This window comes from Ensifer adhaerens (assembly GCF_000697965.2).
GTDB classification, from domain to species: domain Bacteria; phylum Pseudomonadota; class Alphaproteobacteria; order Rhizobiales; family Rhizobiaceae; genus Ensifer; species Ensifer adhaerens.
Genome location: NZ_CP015881.1, coordinates 222,305 through 237,352 on the forward strand (window position 1 = coordinate 222,305; position 15,048 = coordinate 237,352).

Consider the following 15,048-nt stretch of genomic DNA (forward strand, 5'->3'; position numbering starts at 1 on the left):
CGGAATTGTTCGGACATCAACATCAAGACCGGGCCGATGGCATGCTCCCGCCATCGGTCGGGGAGGAGACTACCCTTGAGCTCAATTTCCGAAACAGAAATCGCTGCGCCGTCCGTGTCGGCCCGCAGCCGTTACCTGCAACTGGCGCTGATCGTGATCGCCGCGGGCGCGATCTATCCGATCCTCTACCTGCGCCAGTCCTACCAGACGACGATGCTGGAGGTACTCAAGCTCACCAACACCGAGCTTGGCGTTCTCTATTCCATTCTCGGCACCAGCTTCCTGGTCGGCTACCTGCCGAGCGGCTGGCTCGCCGACCGCGTCCAGCCGCGCATCCTGATCCTCGTTTCCATGGTCGGCACGGGACTGCTCGGCCTCTGGTACGCGACGCTGCCCGGCTACTCATCGCTTCTCGTCATCTATTGCGGCTTCGGCGTCACGACGGGCCTGACGTTCTGGGCGGCGACGCTGAAGCAGGTGAACCTGATCGCCGGCGCCAATGAGCAGGGACGCTTCTTCGGCATTCTCGACGGCGGCCGTGGCCTGGTCGAGGCGCTGCTTGCCAGCGTCGCCATCGCGCTCTTTGTCTTCACGACGGAAACGCGCGGCGCCGGGCTTGCCATGGGTTTCCGTGATGTCGTGCTGCTCTATGCCGTTTTCTGCATCGTCGTCGGCATCGCCTATTTCGCCGTGTCGCAGCCCGTCGTTGTCGAGAAAGGCGCGCGCAAGCGCGAAGGCAACCTGCTGGCCGACATCAAGACGCTGCTCCGTATCCCCGAGGTCTGGCTCGTCGCCGCCATCATCTTCTGCGGCTATCACGTGTTCCTCGCGACCTACAGCTTCTCGGCCTATCTGCAGGAAGGCGGCTTCGGCATTTCCGCCGCCATGGCCGGCGTGATCGTCACGATCAAGCTGTGGCTGCGCCCGGTCGGCGGTATCGGCGGCGGCCTGCTTGGCGACCGCTACGGCAAGACCGCGATCCTGCTCCTGAGTTTCATCGTGGCAGCCGCCAGCCTCGTGGCGATGATCGCCCTGCCGGGCATCGGCTCCACGGTCCTCTTCGTCGGACTGGTGCTGCTCGTCGGCCTCATCACCTATACGATCCGTGGCCTCTACTGGGCGATCCTCGACGATTGCCACGTGCCGGCCAACATCACCGGCCTTGCGATCGGCATCATCTCGCTCGTCGGCTACGCGCCCGACACCTACCTGCCGCTCGTCAACGGATACCTCTCAGACCGTTATCCGGGCATCGCCGGCTACCAGTTCTATTTCGGCTACATCGCCGCCATCTGCGTCCTCGGCGCCATCGCCACCCTGGTGCTGATGGCCCGCCTCAAGAAAAAGGGATGACACAAATGAAGATCGCGTCTCTCAAGACCTATGCCGTCGCCGTCCCGCCGCCGCATGTGGGCGGAATGTACTGGATCTTCGTGCGCCTCACGACCGCCTGCGGCATCGAAGGCATCGGCGAGATCTACGCGACCTCGTTCCATCCAAAGGCGCTGACGCCGCTGATCGAAGACGTCTTCGAGCGGCATCTGCTCGGCCATGATCCGCACCAGATCGAGCGCTTCTGGCGCTCGGCCTATTCGAGCGGCTTCACCCAGCGCCCGGACCCGACGATGATGGGTATCGTCTCGGGTCTCGAAATCGCCTGCTGGGATATCATCGGCAAGGCCGCCGGCCGGCCCGTCGCGGACCTGCTCGGCGGCACCGTGCACGAGAAGCTCCGCGCCTACACCTATCTCTACCCGAAGAACGCGGCTGGAGAGTTCGACTTCAACGATCCGGATCTCGCCGCCGGATGCGCCGTCGAAATGGTCGAAATGGGCTTCACCGCCGTCAAGTTCGACCCGGCCGGTCCCTACACCAACTATTCCGGCCACCAGCTTTCGCTCGGCGTGATGGACCGCTCGGAGGAATTCTGCCGCAAGATCCGCGACGCCGTTGGAAGCAGCGCCGATCTGCTCTTCGGCACGCACGGCCAGATGGTGCCGTCCTCGGCGATCCGGCTGGCGCGGCGTCTCGAAAAATACGACCCGCTCTGGTTCGAAGAACCGGTTCCTCCCGGACAGGAAGCGGCGATGGCAGAGGTGGCGCGCGCGACCTCGATCCCGATTTCGACCGGCGAGCGCCTGACGACCAAGTACGAGTTCCAGCGCGTCCTCGAACTGAAGGCTGCCTCGATCCTGCAGATGAACGTCGCACGCGTCGGTGGGCTTCTCGAGGCGAAGAAGATCGCCGGCATGGCAGAAGCCTATTACGCCCAGATCGCCCCGCATCTCTATAACGGCCCGGTCGGGGCTGCGGCCAGTATCCAGCTGTCAGCTGCGTCGCCGAACTTCCTCATCCATGAGGCGATCCTCGATTTCAGCGGATTTCATGCGGATGTGCTGAAGACCAAGCTCGCCGTCGAGGATGGCTACATCATCCCGTCGCGCGAGCCTGGCCTTGGCATCGAGCTCAACATGGACGTCGTCGAAAAGCACACGCCGTACACCGGCGAGCGCCTGCACCTGCAGATGGACAGCCGGCCGGCGGACGTGAAGGCCTTCGCGCCGGCACGCGGATAACTCCGACGATAGGACATGCAGATGATCTACGACTACATCATCGTCGGCGCCGGGTCGGCCGGCTGCATTCTTGCGAGCCGGCTCAGCGAAAATGGTCGCCACAGGGTGCTTTTGATCGAGGCTGGCGGCAACGACAATTCCTTCTGGTTCAAGATCCCGGTCGGCTACGCCCGCAGCTACTACAATCCCCAGGTCAACTGGATGTATTCGAGCGAGCCGGAGGCCGAGCTTCAGGATCGCAGCATTTACGTGCCGCGTGGCAAGGTCCAGGGCGGATCCGGCTCGATCAATGCGATGATCTATGTGCGCGGCGCGCGCGACGACTTCGACGACTGGAAAAACGCCGGCAATACGGGCTGGGGCTATGACGATGTCCTGCCCTATTTCCGCCGGCTCGAAACCCATGCGCGCGGATCGTCCGAATGGCACGGCGGCGAAGGCCCGATCCACATCACCCCGATGCGCGGCATGACGCACCCGATCACCGACGCTTTCCTCGAAAGCTGCGGATCGTTGCAGCTGCCGCTGAACGAGGATTTCAACGGCGCCTCGATCGAGGGCGCCGGCGTCTACGACGTCAACACCAACAACGGCCGCCGCTCGCATTCGAGCGCGGAGTATCTGAGGCCCGCCCTCAAGCGTCCCAATCTCACGATCGAACGCTACGCGCAGGCAGAAAAGCTGGTCTTCGGCGAAGACGGACGCGTGACCGGTGTCGATGTCATACAGAATGGGACGCGGCGCCGCTTCACGGCGGGGCGCGAGGTCATCCTGGCCGCCGGTGCGGTCGGTAGCCCGCAGCTGCTGCAGGTCTCGGGCATTGGCGACGGCAAGGCGCTGTCGTCGCTCGGGGTCGAAACGCGCCGGCATCTGCCGTCGGTCGGCCTGAACCTGCAGGATCATCTCTGCGCCAGCTTCTATTATCGTGCGACGATCCCGACGCTCAACGACGAGTTCGGCAGTCTCTTCGGCCAGATGCGTCTCGGTCTGCAGTATCTCTTGACCGGCAAAGGACCGTTCTCGATGAGCGTCAACCAAGCGGGTGGTTTCTTCCGCGGCCGGCCAGACGAAGAGCGGCCGAACATCCAGCTCTATTTCAACCCGCTCTCCTACCGCATCCCGACGGATCCGAAGGCCGGGCTGAAGCCGGAGCCCTATCCCGGCTACCTGATCTGCTTCAATTCCTGCCGGCCGACGAGCCGCGGCAGCATCTCGATTGCGTCCGGCGACCCCTCGGTGAAACCGCTGATCCGGCCGAACTACCTGACGACCGATCGCGACATCGACGAAGTGCTGCAGGGAAGCCGGCTTGTCCGCCGGATCGCGTCGGCCTCGGCACTCTCATCGTTGACGGCGGAAGAGATTTCGCCGGCGCCGCGCGTGGAAAGCGACGAAGCGCTGATGGACTATTTCCGCGAAAACTCCGGCTCGATCTATCATCTTTGCGGCACCTGTGCGATGGGGCCGGACCAGGAGAGCTCGGTGGTCGACAGCCGCCTGAAGGTTCACGGTGTGCCCGGTCTTCGCGTCGTCGACGCCTCGATCTTCCCCAACATCACCGCGGGCAACATCAACGCGCCGACGATGATGGTTGCGGAGAAAGGTGCCGATCTGATCCTTGCCGATGCCGCCTGAGCGGCACGGCTTTCCTGTCGACTGGGGGACCCGACGCAGTGGTCGCCGGTCAGGCGTAGGGGTGTCGTTGAACGTCAGGCGTGATTTGCCATCGTCGATTGAGCGTGACTATACTTCCCGCACTTCATAGCCGTCCATATCAGGTGCTTGCCCCTACCGAACGATCGTTGCCACCGCGCTCGACGCGGCGAGACCACGGTCATTGAAATCTGGCAATGCGCCGCGAGCCTGCGAGGGAGAGACGCATGCCGAGTTTCCGCTTGAAGACCCTGTCGATTACGTTGCTCTTTGCATCGAGCCTGACGCCCTGGGCGGTGCAGGCGGCTTCACCCGAGCCCGTGAAGGCGGAGCACGGCATGGTGGTCACGGCCCAACACCTGGCATCCGATATCGGTGTTGCCGTGCTGAAAAGCGGTGGCAATGCCGTGGATGCAGCCGTTGCCGTCGGCTATGCGCTTGCCGTCACCTATCCGACCGCCGGCAATATCGGCGGCGGCGGTTTCATGACCATCCGCTTTAAGGACGGCAAGACGACGTTCCTCGATTTCCGCGAGCGGGCGCCTCAAGCTGCGACCAAGACCATGTATCTCGACGCCAAGGGCAATGTCGTCGACGGCCTGAGTACCGAGGGCTATCTCGCCGTCGGCGTTCCCGGCCCGGTCATGGGCTTCGAAATGGCGCGCAGCCGATATGGCACCAAGCCGCTTGCCGAGTTGATCGCGCCGGCGATCGCGCTTGCCAAAGACGGCTTCGTGCTGGAGCAGGGCGATATCGATTCCTTCGAGGGCGAGACGGACAGGCTCGCCAAGGACCCGGCCGCGGCCGCGATCTTCCTGAAGGACGGCAAGCCGTTCGTCGCCGGCGAGAAGCTGATCCAGGCCGATCTTGCCGCATCGCTTTCGAGCATCGCCGAGAAGGGCACCGACGCCTTCTACAAGGGCGCGATCGCCGACCAGATCGTCAAGGCGAGCGCGGAGAAAGGCGGCGTGCTCGCCAAGGCAGATTTCGAGCGCTACGCCGTGCGCGAACTGGAGCCGGTCAAGTGCAACTACCGCGGCTATGACATCGTCTCCTCGCCGCCGCCATCCTCCGGTGGCGTGATCATCTGCGAAATCCTCAACGTTCTCGAAGGCTACCCCATTTCCTACATGGGCTATGGCGCCGCCGACACCGTGCATGTGATGATCGAGGCCATGCGCCACGCCTATGTCGACCGCAACACGTCGCTCGGCGATCCTGATTTCGTCGAGAACCCCGTCGCCAAGCTCACCGACAAGGCCTATGCCAAGGACATCCGCGACAAGATCGATCCGTTCCGCGCCGGCGTTTCCGCCACGCTGATCCCCAAGGGTTTCGGCGAAAGCAAGGAGACGACGCACTATTCGATCATCGACGACGAGGGCAATGCGGTTGCGGTCACCTATACGCTGAACGGCTCCTTCGGCGCCGGCGTCGTGGCGCCCGGAACCGGCATCCTGCTCAACAACGAGATGGATGATTTCACTGCCAAGCCAGGCGTGCCCAATCTCTACGGTCTGGTGCAGGGCGAGGCCAATGCGATCGCGCCCGGAAAGACGCCGCTGTCATCGATGAGCCCGACGATCATCTCCAAGGACGGCAAGCCCTTCATGGTGATCGGCAGCCCCGGCGGTGCACGCATCATCACCATCACGCTCGAAGCGATACTCAACGTCATCGACCACGGCATGAACATCCAGGAAGCGGTCGACGCGCCGCGCGTCCATCACCAGTGGCTGCCGGACAAGGTGTTCATGGAGCCCTATGCGCTCTCGCCAGATACCCGCAAGCTGCTGTCGGCCATGGGCCACAATGTCCAGATCGATGAAAGCTGGACGATCTGGGGACAGGCGACCGGCATCCTCGTCGGCGGCGAGAGCCTTTCGGACATCGAGGCCGGCGGCGGCGCCCGCTACAATGGCGCAGTCGACAGCCGCATCGGCGCGGGTGCTGCGCGCGGTTACTAGACGCGCGCGAATCGGCGCAAAGCTGCGCCCTCGACACCCATTCAGAGCGGCGGATCGTCAGTTCGCCGCCTGATTTCGCGCATGCGACCACCGCGTGCTCACGCGAAAAAGATTTGAAAGCGGTTCCGGTTGAATTTATTATGTTTTCAGAGCGTGCGACCGCACGCGATCGTACGCTTTGGCCAAGCTTCATTCGTGGAGGTTGTCATGGCACTGATGGAAGGAAAGAAAGCACAGGACTGGATCAATCTGGTTCTTGCCGTCTGCCTGTTCGTCTCCCCCTGGATCATGGGTTTCGTTGTCGAAAGCGTTCCGGCCTGGAACGCTTGGGGCGCCGGCGTCGTGCTCGGCGTTCTGGCTATCGCGACGCTTGCCATGTTTGCGGAATGGGAAGAATGGGCAAGCCTCATCGTCGGGCTCTGGCTGATCGCTTCACCCTGGCTGCTCGGTTTCTCGACCAGTCCCAACCCCATGTGGACGCATGTCGTCCTTGGGGTGTTGGTGACCGCGCTCGCGATCTGGGCCGTCTGGGACGAACGGCAGCATCCGCATGCACATGCATGACGATGAGTAGAGAAGATTGCGGCCCGGCGCCGCAGCGCCGGGCCGCAATCAGTTTGCATCATTCGCTGCAATTTTGCGTTTGCGGCTGGCCGGATCGAGAGCGAAATCTGAAAAACCGTGCGGAACCGTCCTCTTCGGATTTGCGTGAGTTCAAAGGTCAGATCCCTTCGAACAATCCAAACGGGCCAGCGCATGGATTCACCTTACGGTGTCTTCGACAGCACGGCGCGCAACGACCGCCACGAACTCCCGAGCGCCGGGGTAGGTTTTCGGCTACCCATCGGCAGCGAGGTCGTTGAAGCAGGCTTTGCTCTTGCCGAACCATGGAAATCACTGCCGGCAAGCCAATGTTCATGACATCCTGGTCATTCAGCGATTGCGCACGCCCGCTGCGCGGGCGATGGCGTGCAATTGGATAATACCAATATAACGCCAATCAGCGACTGTTTCGGAACGTGAACGCAACTTGTATGCGCTATCTGTAAGAAATGTAACACGAATTATCCCGGCTTCAGTCACCATTACGGATAGTTGCGCCGCCGCGATCTGGACAGGTGGTCATGTTTTGGTATTTCTAATACTGGCCGCAAGGAGATGGGCCAAATCGGAAGTGAATACGGAACGCTATTGGCCCGAGGGCGAGCAAGCCGGCGGGCAACCGGAAAACTGGGAGATTTAAATGAAGCCGAGTTCCATTTTTGCCCCGTTGGGGTCGACCGTGACAGCATCGGGCACCCCGCGTTCGGTAAAAGCGGGTAGCGCACGGCGCCGCCTCCTTGGACTGTTGACAGCGACAGCGTGTCTCATTTCAGCGGCTCCAGCCGGCGCCTTCGACCAGGCAAACGCTGCCCGTATAAAACAGCTGGTCGACACCGGCATGCAGTATTACTGGTCGGGCGGCGACGTCAAAAAGGCGGAAGCCGAAGTCTTCAAGGGCATTACGCTGCATGGCAAATATGATGTCGTGGAGGAAGCCTTCAAGGAAGCGTCGACGCTCGCGCCTGAGCGGTTGGATTTCCAATATGCCGTTGCTGCGACCCAGATCATCCAGAAGAAGCTCGACGACGCGCAGGCGACCTTCCAGAGCATCCTTGGCAAGGACCCGACCGCTTTTGATGCGCAAAGCTGGCTTGAGGCAATTGCCCGCATCCGTGGCGATGAGACCGGCGCGGCGCTTGCCCACCAGGCTCTGGCCGGTCTCGATCGCGAGCGAGCGGAAGAGTATCGCAAGCGGTTTGTTCGCGCAGAACAGATCATGGCTGAAAAGCCGAACTTCGACGTCCCGACTGTGCCAGGGAAAGTCGTGATCGTCGCGCTGGGCTACGCGCTCGCCGATGACGGCAAGGCGCAGCAAACCTTGCTCGATCGTCTCGAGGTGACGTTGAAGGTCGCCGAGGCCAACCCGACAGCGCTCGTCATGGTGAGTGGCGGCGTGCCGAAAAATGGCGTTACGGAAGGTGACGTCATGTCCAAGTGGCTGGTCGACAAGGGTATCAGTCGCGATCGCATCATGATTGAGGACAAGTCGAAAGATACGATCGGCAATGTGATCAATGCCGCCAATCTCCTGGTGCGGCATCAGGCCGACACGGTAATCCTGGTGACCAGTTCGAGCCACATGCGCCGCGCGCGCACGGTCATGGAGGATGCCTTGAAGCAGCGCGACCTGCCATCGGCAGTGGTGCCGCTGAATGCACTGGACGCGCCAACCCAGGATGAAGCGGCAAAGATCGGGGCGGACGAGCGGTTGGTCATCTACCGTGATCTGATGCGGGTTTCGGGCGTATGGGCCTATCCGGGGCTGCAGCAGTAGTCATCGGAACATCCCCGAAAGCGCCTGATGCTTGCGCGTCCCACCCTTGCACTTAAGGGTGGGACGCGTGCGTTTCTGGCTCAGTTTGAGAATGCGCCGGTCGCGTGTATGGCACGCAGGAAGAGGCTGCGTACTCCCGCACTTCAACATAATGCTTCCCATCCGTCCTGCTTTGCCCTAGAAGGCGCGCCGTAATCCGGTCGCAGCCTACCCGGTCAAAACAAGGACACCTATCATGAAGACAATCGTCATCTGCTCCGGCGGATTGGACTCGGTATCGCTTGCCCACAAGGTCGCAGCCGAACACGAACTCATTGGCCTGCTCTCCTTCGATTACGGCCAGCGACACCGCAAGGAGCTGGACTTTGCCGCCGCCTGTGCCAAGCGGCTCGGCGTTCCGCATCAGGTCATCGACATCAGCGCGATCGGCGCCCATCTCACGGGATCGGCATTGACGGACGATGTCGACGTGCCCGACGGCCACTACGCCGAGGAAACGATGAAAGCGACGGTGGTTCCGAACCGCAACGCCATCATGCTCGCCATCGCCTTCGGGTTGGCAGCAGCGCAGAAGGCGGATGCGGTGGCCGTCGCCGTGCATGGCGGCGACCATTTCATCTATCCCGACTGCCGTCCCGGCTTCATCGACGCGTTTCAGGCGATGCAGAACCACGCGCTCGACGGCTACGCCGACGTCACGCTCTACGCGCCCTATGTGACGATTTCGAAGGCGGATATCGTCACCGACGGCGCGAGCCACCAGACGCCCTTCGAAGCGACCTGGTCCTGCTACAAGGGCGGCGCGCGCCATTGCGGGCGCTGCGGCACCTGCGTCGAGCGGCGCGAGGCCTTCCATCTGGCCGGCGTTGCGGATCCGACCGACTACGAAGATCCGGATTTCTGGGTGGCGGCGACGTCGGCCTTTGCGGCCGAGGAGGTGAAGTGATGTTCCGGATCACCAAGGAATTCCATTTCTCCGCCTCGCATCAGTTGAAGAGCCTGCCGGCAGACCATCAATGTGCGCGGCTGCACGGCCACAACTACGTCGTCGAAGTCGAGCTTGCCGGCGCGGAGCTCAACGAGCACGGCTTCGTGCGCGACTATCACGAGCTTTCGCCACTGAAGCGCTACATCGACGAGAGTTTCGATCACCGCCATCTGAACGACGTTCTCGGCCACGACCGGGTGACGGCCGAATGTCTGGCGAAGCACTTTTACGACTGGTGCAAGGCGAGGCTGCCGGAAACCTCCGCCGTGCGTGTCAGCGAGACGCCGAAGACCTGGGCGGAATACCGGCCATGAGCGGGCCCGGCGAAACGCGCATCCGTGTCAGCGAAATCTTCGGGCCGACGATCCAGGGCGAGGGCATCCTGATCGGGCTTCCGACCGTGTTCGTGCGAACCGGCGGCTGCGACTATCGCTGCAGTTGGTGCGACACGCTGCACGCGGTCGACAGCGAGTATCGCGACCAATGGCTGCCGATGGGCGTCGAAGAGATCTGGAGCGAGGTCGTCACGCTCTCCGGTGGCAAGCCGCTGACGGTCTCGCTTTCCGGCGGCAATCCGGCGATCCAGCCGCTGGCGCCCCTGATCGCCCGCGGGAAAGCCGATGGCTATCGCTTCGCGCTGGAAACGCAGGGCAGCATCGCCAAGGACTGGTTTGCGGATCTCGACGTGCTGGTGCTGAGCCCGAAGCCGCCGTCGAGCGGCATGGAAACGGACTGGCAGACCTTCGACGACTGTCTTCGAATGGCAGCGGATGGGCCGCAGGTGGCGCTGAAGATCGTCGTTTTCGACGAGCGCGACTATGCCTATGCCCGGGATACGGCGGCCCGGTACCCCCATCTGCCGCTCTACCTGCAGCCTGGCAACCATACGCCTCCACCCCCTGACGACGACGACGCCAAAGTCGACATCGACGGCATCATCGATCGCATGCTCTGGCTTGTCGGCAAGGTGACGGAAGATCGTTGGTTCGAGGCCCGCGTCCTGCCGCAGCTGCACGTCCTGCTCTGGGGCAACAGGCGCGGGGTGTAGGCGGCAGACGCGCCCTTACCGCTTGCCGGCAAGCGCCTTCGCGCTTGGATCGCCAATCGGCGGCAGCTATGGTCCTCAAATCAAGACCAATGAGGGGCGTTCATGCAGCTGAAGACGAAACGTGTCTATGAGCCGAAGGCCGATGGCGACGGGATGCGCGTCCTCGTCGATCGCCTCTGGCCGCGCGGTTTGACCAAGGCGGAAGCCGCGGTCGATCTCTGGCTGAAGGACATGGCGCCGACCACGGAGCTGCGCCGCTGGTTCCATGCGGGTGAAGGCACGTGGGAAGAGTTTCGCGAGCGCTACCTTGCCGAGCTCGACGGCAATCCGGTGGCAGTTGACCTGTTGCGACAGCGCATTGCTGAGGGCCCGGTGACTTTGCTTTACAGCGTGAAGGATGAGGCCCGCAATCATGCGGAGATCCTCAAAGGCTACATCCTCACCCATCGATAGACGAGGCGCCGGGTTCACGTCATGTCGTTGGAATGGATGCCTCGAATGCGCCGCCGGCGCGCGCAGCGATCCGGCGCCAGTCGCCGTCGAGGGGTAATCCGAAGACGTTGATAAGGGCAGATTCGATTGCCGGTGCATCGAATTCCTGGCGCGTCACGGTGCCGTTCCTGTCACGGATCGTCAGCCGGTTTCCGAGCAGGATATTACGTGTCTCCTCGGTGGTCAACGTCACCAGCAGGGTCTGTCGGAAAAGCGAATGCGGATCCGTGTATGTCGCGATGTTTGCGATCCGATACGCGTCCTCTCCACAAATGCTCGGCGATACCACGTAGACCGGTACCCAGTCACGACCAAGTAATGCCTCCAGCACGTAGCCATCGAGCGTTCGGCTGAGACGGAACGGCTCATGCGGCGTCGGTTGCGGCGTGGTCCGGTCGAAACGCAGCGGCGCGGTCGGCACGCAACTGCCGAAGCCGACATCGACCAGATAGCCGACATCGTTCACGAAGACGCGGAGCGCCATGTGCGACCAGGCCGGCGGCGGCGCACCCGGGGCGCGCATCCACAGGACGCGGGCAATCAAGGGATCCACCCGGTAGCCGAGCGACGTGAGCACGCGCTGCAACAGGCTGTTCTGCTCGAAGCAATAGCCGCCACGCCGGCGGTCGATGAGCTTGGCGTCGACCGCCGCCGGCGAAAGGTCGATCCGACGGCCGAGAAGCACGTCGATGGCCTCGAAGGGGATCGACGCGGCATGGCGGGCGACGATCCTGCCAAGCGTTGTGAGATCGGGCGAGAGCGGCCCGACATGACCGATGCGGGCGAAGTAGCGGCCGAGGTCGACGGGAAATGGGGCGTTCCGCATGGCTAGAGGCTCCGATAGATGGCGTCGCGAAGATCGTCCGGGAAGCGTCCGTTCATGCCCTCAAAAGCGGTGTTGGTGAGCGCAACGACTGTCAGGCCGCGGGCCGGGTCGATGAACCACTTGTGCCCGTAGGCGCCGTCCCATTGCAGCGTGCCGCGCGACTGCGGTGTTCCCGCCATCTCGGGTTCGACAAGCACGGCGCCGCCGAAACCGAACTCCCACCCGGCGCCGGCGGCCAATCCGCCCGTCCTTGCCTGAATGTCGAACATCGAGCGGGTGCTGGCGGCGTCGAGCACCGGCGAGTGTCCGGTCCTGAGGCTTTCGAGAAGGCGGATCACGTCGCCGGCCGTGCCTGCCATGCCGGCTCCTCCGGAGGGAAAGGCTCGAGGATTGAAGATCCGGCCGGGCGACAGGCGCACGGGATTGCCGAAGAAGGGAACCGCATCGTCGCCAACGAGCAGCCGTGGCCGCGGCGAGGCATCGCCATAGTGGACCACGAGCCTGCGTGTATCGGTCACGGAAAAGTCGGTGTCGTTCATCCCCATCGGGCGTGTGACGAGCGTAGCAATCGCCTCCGGCAGCTTTGATCCCGTCGCCTCTTCGATAACGGCGCCAAGCACGTCGAGGCTCATCGAATAGCCCCAGCCGTGTCCGGGCGGATAGGATAACGGAATGGCGGTGAGCTTGCCGATGAGGGCGGTGAGATCATCGTCGGTGTCGTCGAGGCCGCTGCTGATGGCGTGCCGGCGATAAGGGCCGTCGCCTCGCTCCATGAACACGTAGCTCAAGCCGGCACTGTGCGTCAGGAGTTGGCGGAGGGTTATCCGAGGCTCGCTGCCGTCCGGCAGCTGCGGCCTGAACGCGGGAAGCCATTCCGACACGATATCGTCGAGACCGATGGTGCCGCTTTGCGCCAGGTTGAGAGCAGCGACCGTGACGATTGGCTTTGCGACCGAGGAGAGCAGGAAGATGCTGTCCTCGGTCATCGGCCGGTCGGCCTCGCGTTCCGCAAGCCCGGCGGCATGTCGGTAGCCGGGCTCGCCGTCGATAAGGATCTCGACGACTGTGCCGACGATGCGCTGTTCATCCAGGGCTTCCGCGATCACCCGGTCGAGTTCGGCCTTCAGCCGCGTTCTGCGCTCCGATCTTCCCTGTCTTGTCGCATCCATGCTCGTCTCCTGTGCTCCTCGAAACTGCGGCCCGGTCGACGCTTCAGGGCGAAATTCGGGCTCCCGGACAAAGGCAAAGCCCGTTCGCAGCGAAAGTCGATCGTCTGTTCCCGTATGGGAGGCATACGCGCCTGCACGAGGCAGCCGTCGTCGTCCGGCGCTAAAAACGGTGCGACAACGTCAGATGGAGTCGGGTTGATGAACACAAACAATCTGGGATTTGCAGGCAAAGTCGCCTTAGTCGCAGGCGCCAGCAAGGGTATCGGCGCGGCCACCGCCCGCGCCTTTGCGCAGGCCGGCGCATCCGTTGTCCTTCTTTCCCGCTCGCAGCCGGCGGTCGAGGCGTTGGCGGTTTCCATCCGCCAGGCGGGCGGCGACGCACTGGCGATCGCGGCCGATGTCGGCGACGAGAATGCCATGAAGCAGGCGCTTGCAAGCGTGATGCAGCACTATGGCCGGCTCGACGCCGCCTTCAACAATGCGACGGATGGAACCATGCCGGCCCCGCTTGCCGATCTCGACATCGAAGGGTTCGATCGCGGCATCCGCACCAACATTCGTGGCACCTTTCTCGGCATGCGTTACCAGATCGAGGCGATGGCGAGGGCTGGTGGCGGCGCGATCGTCAACATGGCCTCCGTCGCTGGCATCAACGGCACCTCCGGGCTTTCCGGCTATGTCAGTGCGAAGGCCGGGATCATCGGGCTGAGCAAGGCTGCGGCGCTCGACTATGCCGACCAGGGCATCCGGATCAATGTCGTTGCGCCCGGGCCGATCCTCACCCACCATCTCGAGGCCGCCGGCGCGGACATCCAGCGGCACGCAGCACTTTCGACGCCGATGCGCCGGCTTGGCCGGATGGAGGAGGTGGCCGCAAGTGTCCTCTGGCTCTGTTCCGATGCGGCGAGTTACATCACCGGCGTGGTGCTGCCTATCGACGGGGGCATGACGGCGGGCACGAAAGTGCCTATGAATTACCGTCGAGGCGAGCCGCCTCGGCCGGCTGAACCCTGAGGTGCCTGTGGACTGGGAAGAACTCCATCTTGTTCAGCACTTGGTCCGCCACGGCTCGCTGAGTGCAGCGGCCCGTGCGATGGGCACAACGCAACCGACGCTCAGCCGTCGCCTCGAGGCTTTTGAGCAGAAGACGCGCAAAACACTGTTCGAGCGGCAACCGGGCGGCCTCGTGCCGACCGCCGTGTGCCTCTCCAACCTTTCTGCGCTCGAGCACATGGAGGCGAACGCGCTTGCGGTGGAGCGGCGCCTTGCGGTGCAGGACGACGCACTTGAAGGCACCATCACCGTGACCAGCCTCGACTGGATCGGAGACTACCTCCTGGCGCCGATCCTGACCAAGTTTGCAGCAATGCATCCCGGCGTCAGCATTCACCTTTTGAACGATGGCCGGCGCTTCAACCTGTCCCGACGGGACGCGGACATCGCCTTGCGTTTCGGCAGTTTCGACCAAAACGATATCGTCGAGCGCAAGGTTGCCGATGTCGCCTACGGCCTGTTTGCAACAGAGGCCTACCTTGATCGTTTCGGCCATCCGGATGTTGCGGGCGAAGGCAGGAACCAGACGATTGTCGAGCTGGTGGAGGTGCCTGTGCGGGTATCGCTCTCGACCTGGCTGAAAGATCTTTTACCGGAGGCGAGAGTGCTGCTGCGCACGAATTCGATCCGCTCGCAATTGAGTGCGGTTGAAACCGGACAGGCACTTGCCACGCTGCCGCACTTTATCGCCGCCGGCCGGAATGGCCTCGTGGCCCTTAACCTCGGCGTTGCCGCGCCGGTTCTGCCGCTGAAGCTCGGTGTTCACCCGGAATTACGTGAATTGCCGCGGGTGCGAAAGCTCATGGATTTTGCCGTATCGCAGTTCGCGCCCCTGCGGGTGAGCCTCAACCCGTCAGGCTGAAGCGCCGGCGGACCAAGGCGCGACGCGTTTGCTGGGC

Annotated in this window: 14 protein-coding genes; 12 read left to right on the forward strand and 2 right to left on the reverse strand. The window is 63.0% G+C overall.

Annotated features, from left to right (window positions below; all coding sequences use genetic code 11):
• Positions 1 to 36 precede the first annotated feature (36 nt).
• From FA04_RS20740 to FA04_RS20785, 10 genes are all read left to right on the forward strand, one after another.
• Positions 37 to 1,353 (forward strand): MFS transporter, encoded by a 1,317-nt coding sequence (locus FA04_RS20740; protein WP_051659166.1) that lies wholly within the window; start codon positions 37 to 39, stop codon positions 1,351 to 1,353.
• A 5-nt stretch (positions 1,354 to 1,358) separates the two neighbouring features.
• Positions 1,359 to 2,576: a mandelate racemase/muconate lactonizing enzyme family protein gene (locus tag FA04_RS20745; RefSeq protein WP_034789633.1), complete on the forward strand. Its 1,218-nt coding sequence runs from the start codon at positions 1,359 to 1,361 to the stop codon at positions 2,574 to 2,576.
• A gap of 21 nt (positions 2,577 to 2,597) precedes the next feature.
• Entirely contained in the window at positions 2,598 to 4,211 is a 1,614-nt protein-coding gene (locus FA04_RS20750; protein WP_034789849.1) for a GMC family oxidoreductase, read from the forward strand.
• Positions 4,212 to 4,456: 245 nt separating this feature from the next.
• Positions 4,457 to 6,196, forward strand: a complete 1,740-nt coding sequence (gene ggt / locus FA04_RS20755; RefSeq protein WP_034789631.1) for a gamma-glutamyltransferase — start codon at positions 4,457 to 4,459, stop codon at positions 6,194 to 6,196.
• A 207-nt stretch (positions 6,197 to 6,403) separates the two neighbouring features.
• Positions 6,404 to 6,760 carry an SPW repeat protein gene (locus FA04_RS20760; protein ID WP_034789629.1) on the forward strand — a complete coding sequence of 119 codons (357 nt, stop codon included), beginning with the start codon at positions 6,404 to 6,406 and terminating at the stop codon, positions 6,758 to 6,760.
• A 784-nt stretch (positions 6,761 to 7,544) separates the two neighbouring features.
• A complete protein-coding gene (locus tag FA04_RS20765) occupies positions 7,545 to 8,573 on the forward strand; it encodes a YdcF family protein (protein ID WP_234798797.1) in 1,029 nt (342 codons plus the stop codon).
• Between the two features lie 235 nt (positions 8,574 to 8,808).
• Positions 8,809 to 9,519, forward strand: coding sequence for a 7-cyano-7-deazaguanine synthase QueC (gene queC / locus FA04_RS20770; protein ID WP_034789627.1), 711 nt, complete (start codon positions 8,809 to 8,811; stop codon positions 9,517 to 9,519).
• Positions 9,519 to 9,875 (forward strand): 6-carboxytetrahydropterin synthase QueD, encoded by a 357-nt coding sequence (queD, locus tag FA04_RS20775; RefSeq protein ID WP_034789625.1) that lies wholly within the window; start codon positions 9,519 to 9,521, stop codon positions 9,873 to 9,875. The genes queC and queD overlap by 1 nt, the downstream gene beginning before the upstream one ends.
• A complete protein-coding gene (queE, locus tag FA04_RS20780) occupies positions 9,872 to 10,609 on the forward strand; it encodes a 7-carboxy-7-deazaguanine synthase QueE (RefSeq protein ID WP_034789624.1) in 738 nt (245 codons plus the stop codon). The genes queD and queE overlap by 4 nt, the downstream gene beginning before the upstream one ends.
• Positions 10,610 to 10,711: 102 nt before the next feature.
• Complete coding sequence (locus FA04_RS20785) at positions 10,712 to 11,062, forward strand: DUF488 domain-containing protein (protein WP_034789623.1); 351 nt, start codon at positions 10,712 to 10,714, stop codon at positions 11,060 to 11,062.
• 19 nt (positions 11,063 to 11,081) lie between these two features.
• Here FA04_RS20785 and FA04_RS20790 read toward each other — a convergent pair whose 3' ends face one another.
• Positions 11,082 to 11,927 carry an arylamine N-acetyltransferase family protein gene (locus FA04_RS20790; protein ID WP_034789622.1) on the reverse strand — a complete coding sequence of 282 codons (846 nt, stop codon included), beginning with the start codon at positions 11,925 to 11,927 and terminating at the stop codon, positions 11,082 to 11,084.
• Positions 11,928 to 11,929: 2 nt separating this feature from the next.
• Entirely contained in the window at positions 11,930 to 13,096 is a 1,167-nt protein-coding gene (locus FA04_RS20795) for a serine hydrolase domain-containing protein (RefSeq protein ID WP_034789620.1), read from the reverse strand.
• A 198-nt stretch (positions 13,097 to 13,294) separates the two neighbouring features.
• Here FA04_RS20795 and FA04_RS20800 point away from each other — a divergent pair, with 198 nt between their 5' ends.
• Complete coding sequence (locus FA04_RS20800) at positions 13,295 to 14,110, forward strand: SDR family NAD(P)-dependent oxidoreductase (RefSeq protein ID WP_034789616.1); 816 nt, start codon at positions 13,295 to 13,297, stop codon at positions 14,108 to 14,110.
• A 7-nt stretch (positions 14,111 to 14,117) separates the two neighbouring features.
• Positions 14,118 to 15,011 (forward strand): LysR family transcriptional regulator, encoded by an 894-nt coding sequence (locus FA04_RS20805; protein ID WP_034789613.1) that lies wholly within the window; start codon positions 14,118 to 14,120, stop codon positions 15,009 to 15,011.
• Positions 15,012 to 15,048 lie beyond the last annotated feature (37 nt).

What these genes read in the sequence shown, in the direction of transcription:
- FA04_RS20740 (WP_051659166.1), top strand. Translation starts at nt 37, where the DNA reads ATGGCATGCTCCCGCCATCGGTCGGGGAGGAGACTACCCTTGAGCTCA.
- FA04_RS20745 (WP_034789633.1), top strand. Translation starts at nt 1,359, where the DNA reads ATGAAGATCGCGTCTCTCAAGACCTATGCCGTCGCCGTCCCGCCGCCG.
- FA04_RS20750 (WP_034789849.1), top strand. Translation starts at nt 2,598, where the DNA reads ATGATCTACGACTACATCATCGTCGGCGCCGGGTCGGCCGGCTGCATT.
- ggt (WP_034789631.1), top strand. Translation starts at nt 4,457, where the DNA reads ATGCCGAGTTTCCGCTTGAAGACCCTGTCGATTACGTTGCTCTTTGCA.
- FA04_RS20760 (WP_034789629.1), top strand. Translation starts at nt 6,404, where the DNA reads ATGGCACTGATGGAAGGAAAGAAAGCACAGGACTGGATCAATCTGGTT.
- queC (WP_034789627.1), top strand. Translation starts at nt 8,809, where the DNA reads ATGAAGACAATCGTCATCTGCTCCGGCGGATTGGACTCGGTATCGCTT.
- queD (WP_034789625.1), top strand. Translation starts at nt 9,519, where the DNA reads ATGTTCCGGATCACCAAGGAATTCCATTTCTCCGCCTCGCATCAGTTG.
- queE (WP_034789624.1), top strand. Translation starts at nt 9,872, where the DNA reads ATGAGCGGGCCCGGCGAAACGCGCATCCGTGTCAGCGAAATCTTCGGG.
- FA04_RS20785 (WP_034789623.1), top strand. Translation starts at nt 10,712, where the DNA reads ATGCAGCTGAAGACGAAACGTGTCTATGAGCCGAAGGCCGATGGCGAC.
- FA04_RS20790 (WP_034789622.1), bottom strand. Translation starts at nt 11,927, where the DNA reads ATGCGGAACGCCCCATTTCCCGTCGACCTCGGCCGCTACTTCGCCCGC.
- FA04_RS20795 (WP_034789620.1), bottom strand. Translation starts at nt 13,096, where the DNA reads ATGGATGCGACAAGACAGGGAAGATCGGAGCGCAGAACGCGGCTGAAG.
- FA04_RS20800 (WP_034789616.1), top strand. Translation starts at nt 13,295, where the DNA reads ATGAACACAAACAATCTGGGATTTGCAGGCAAAGTCGCCTTAGTCGCA.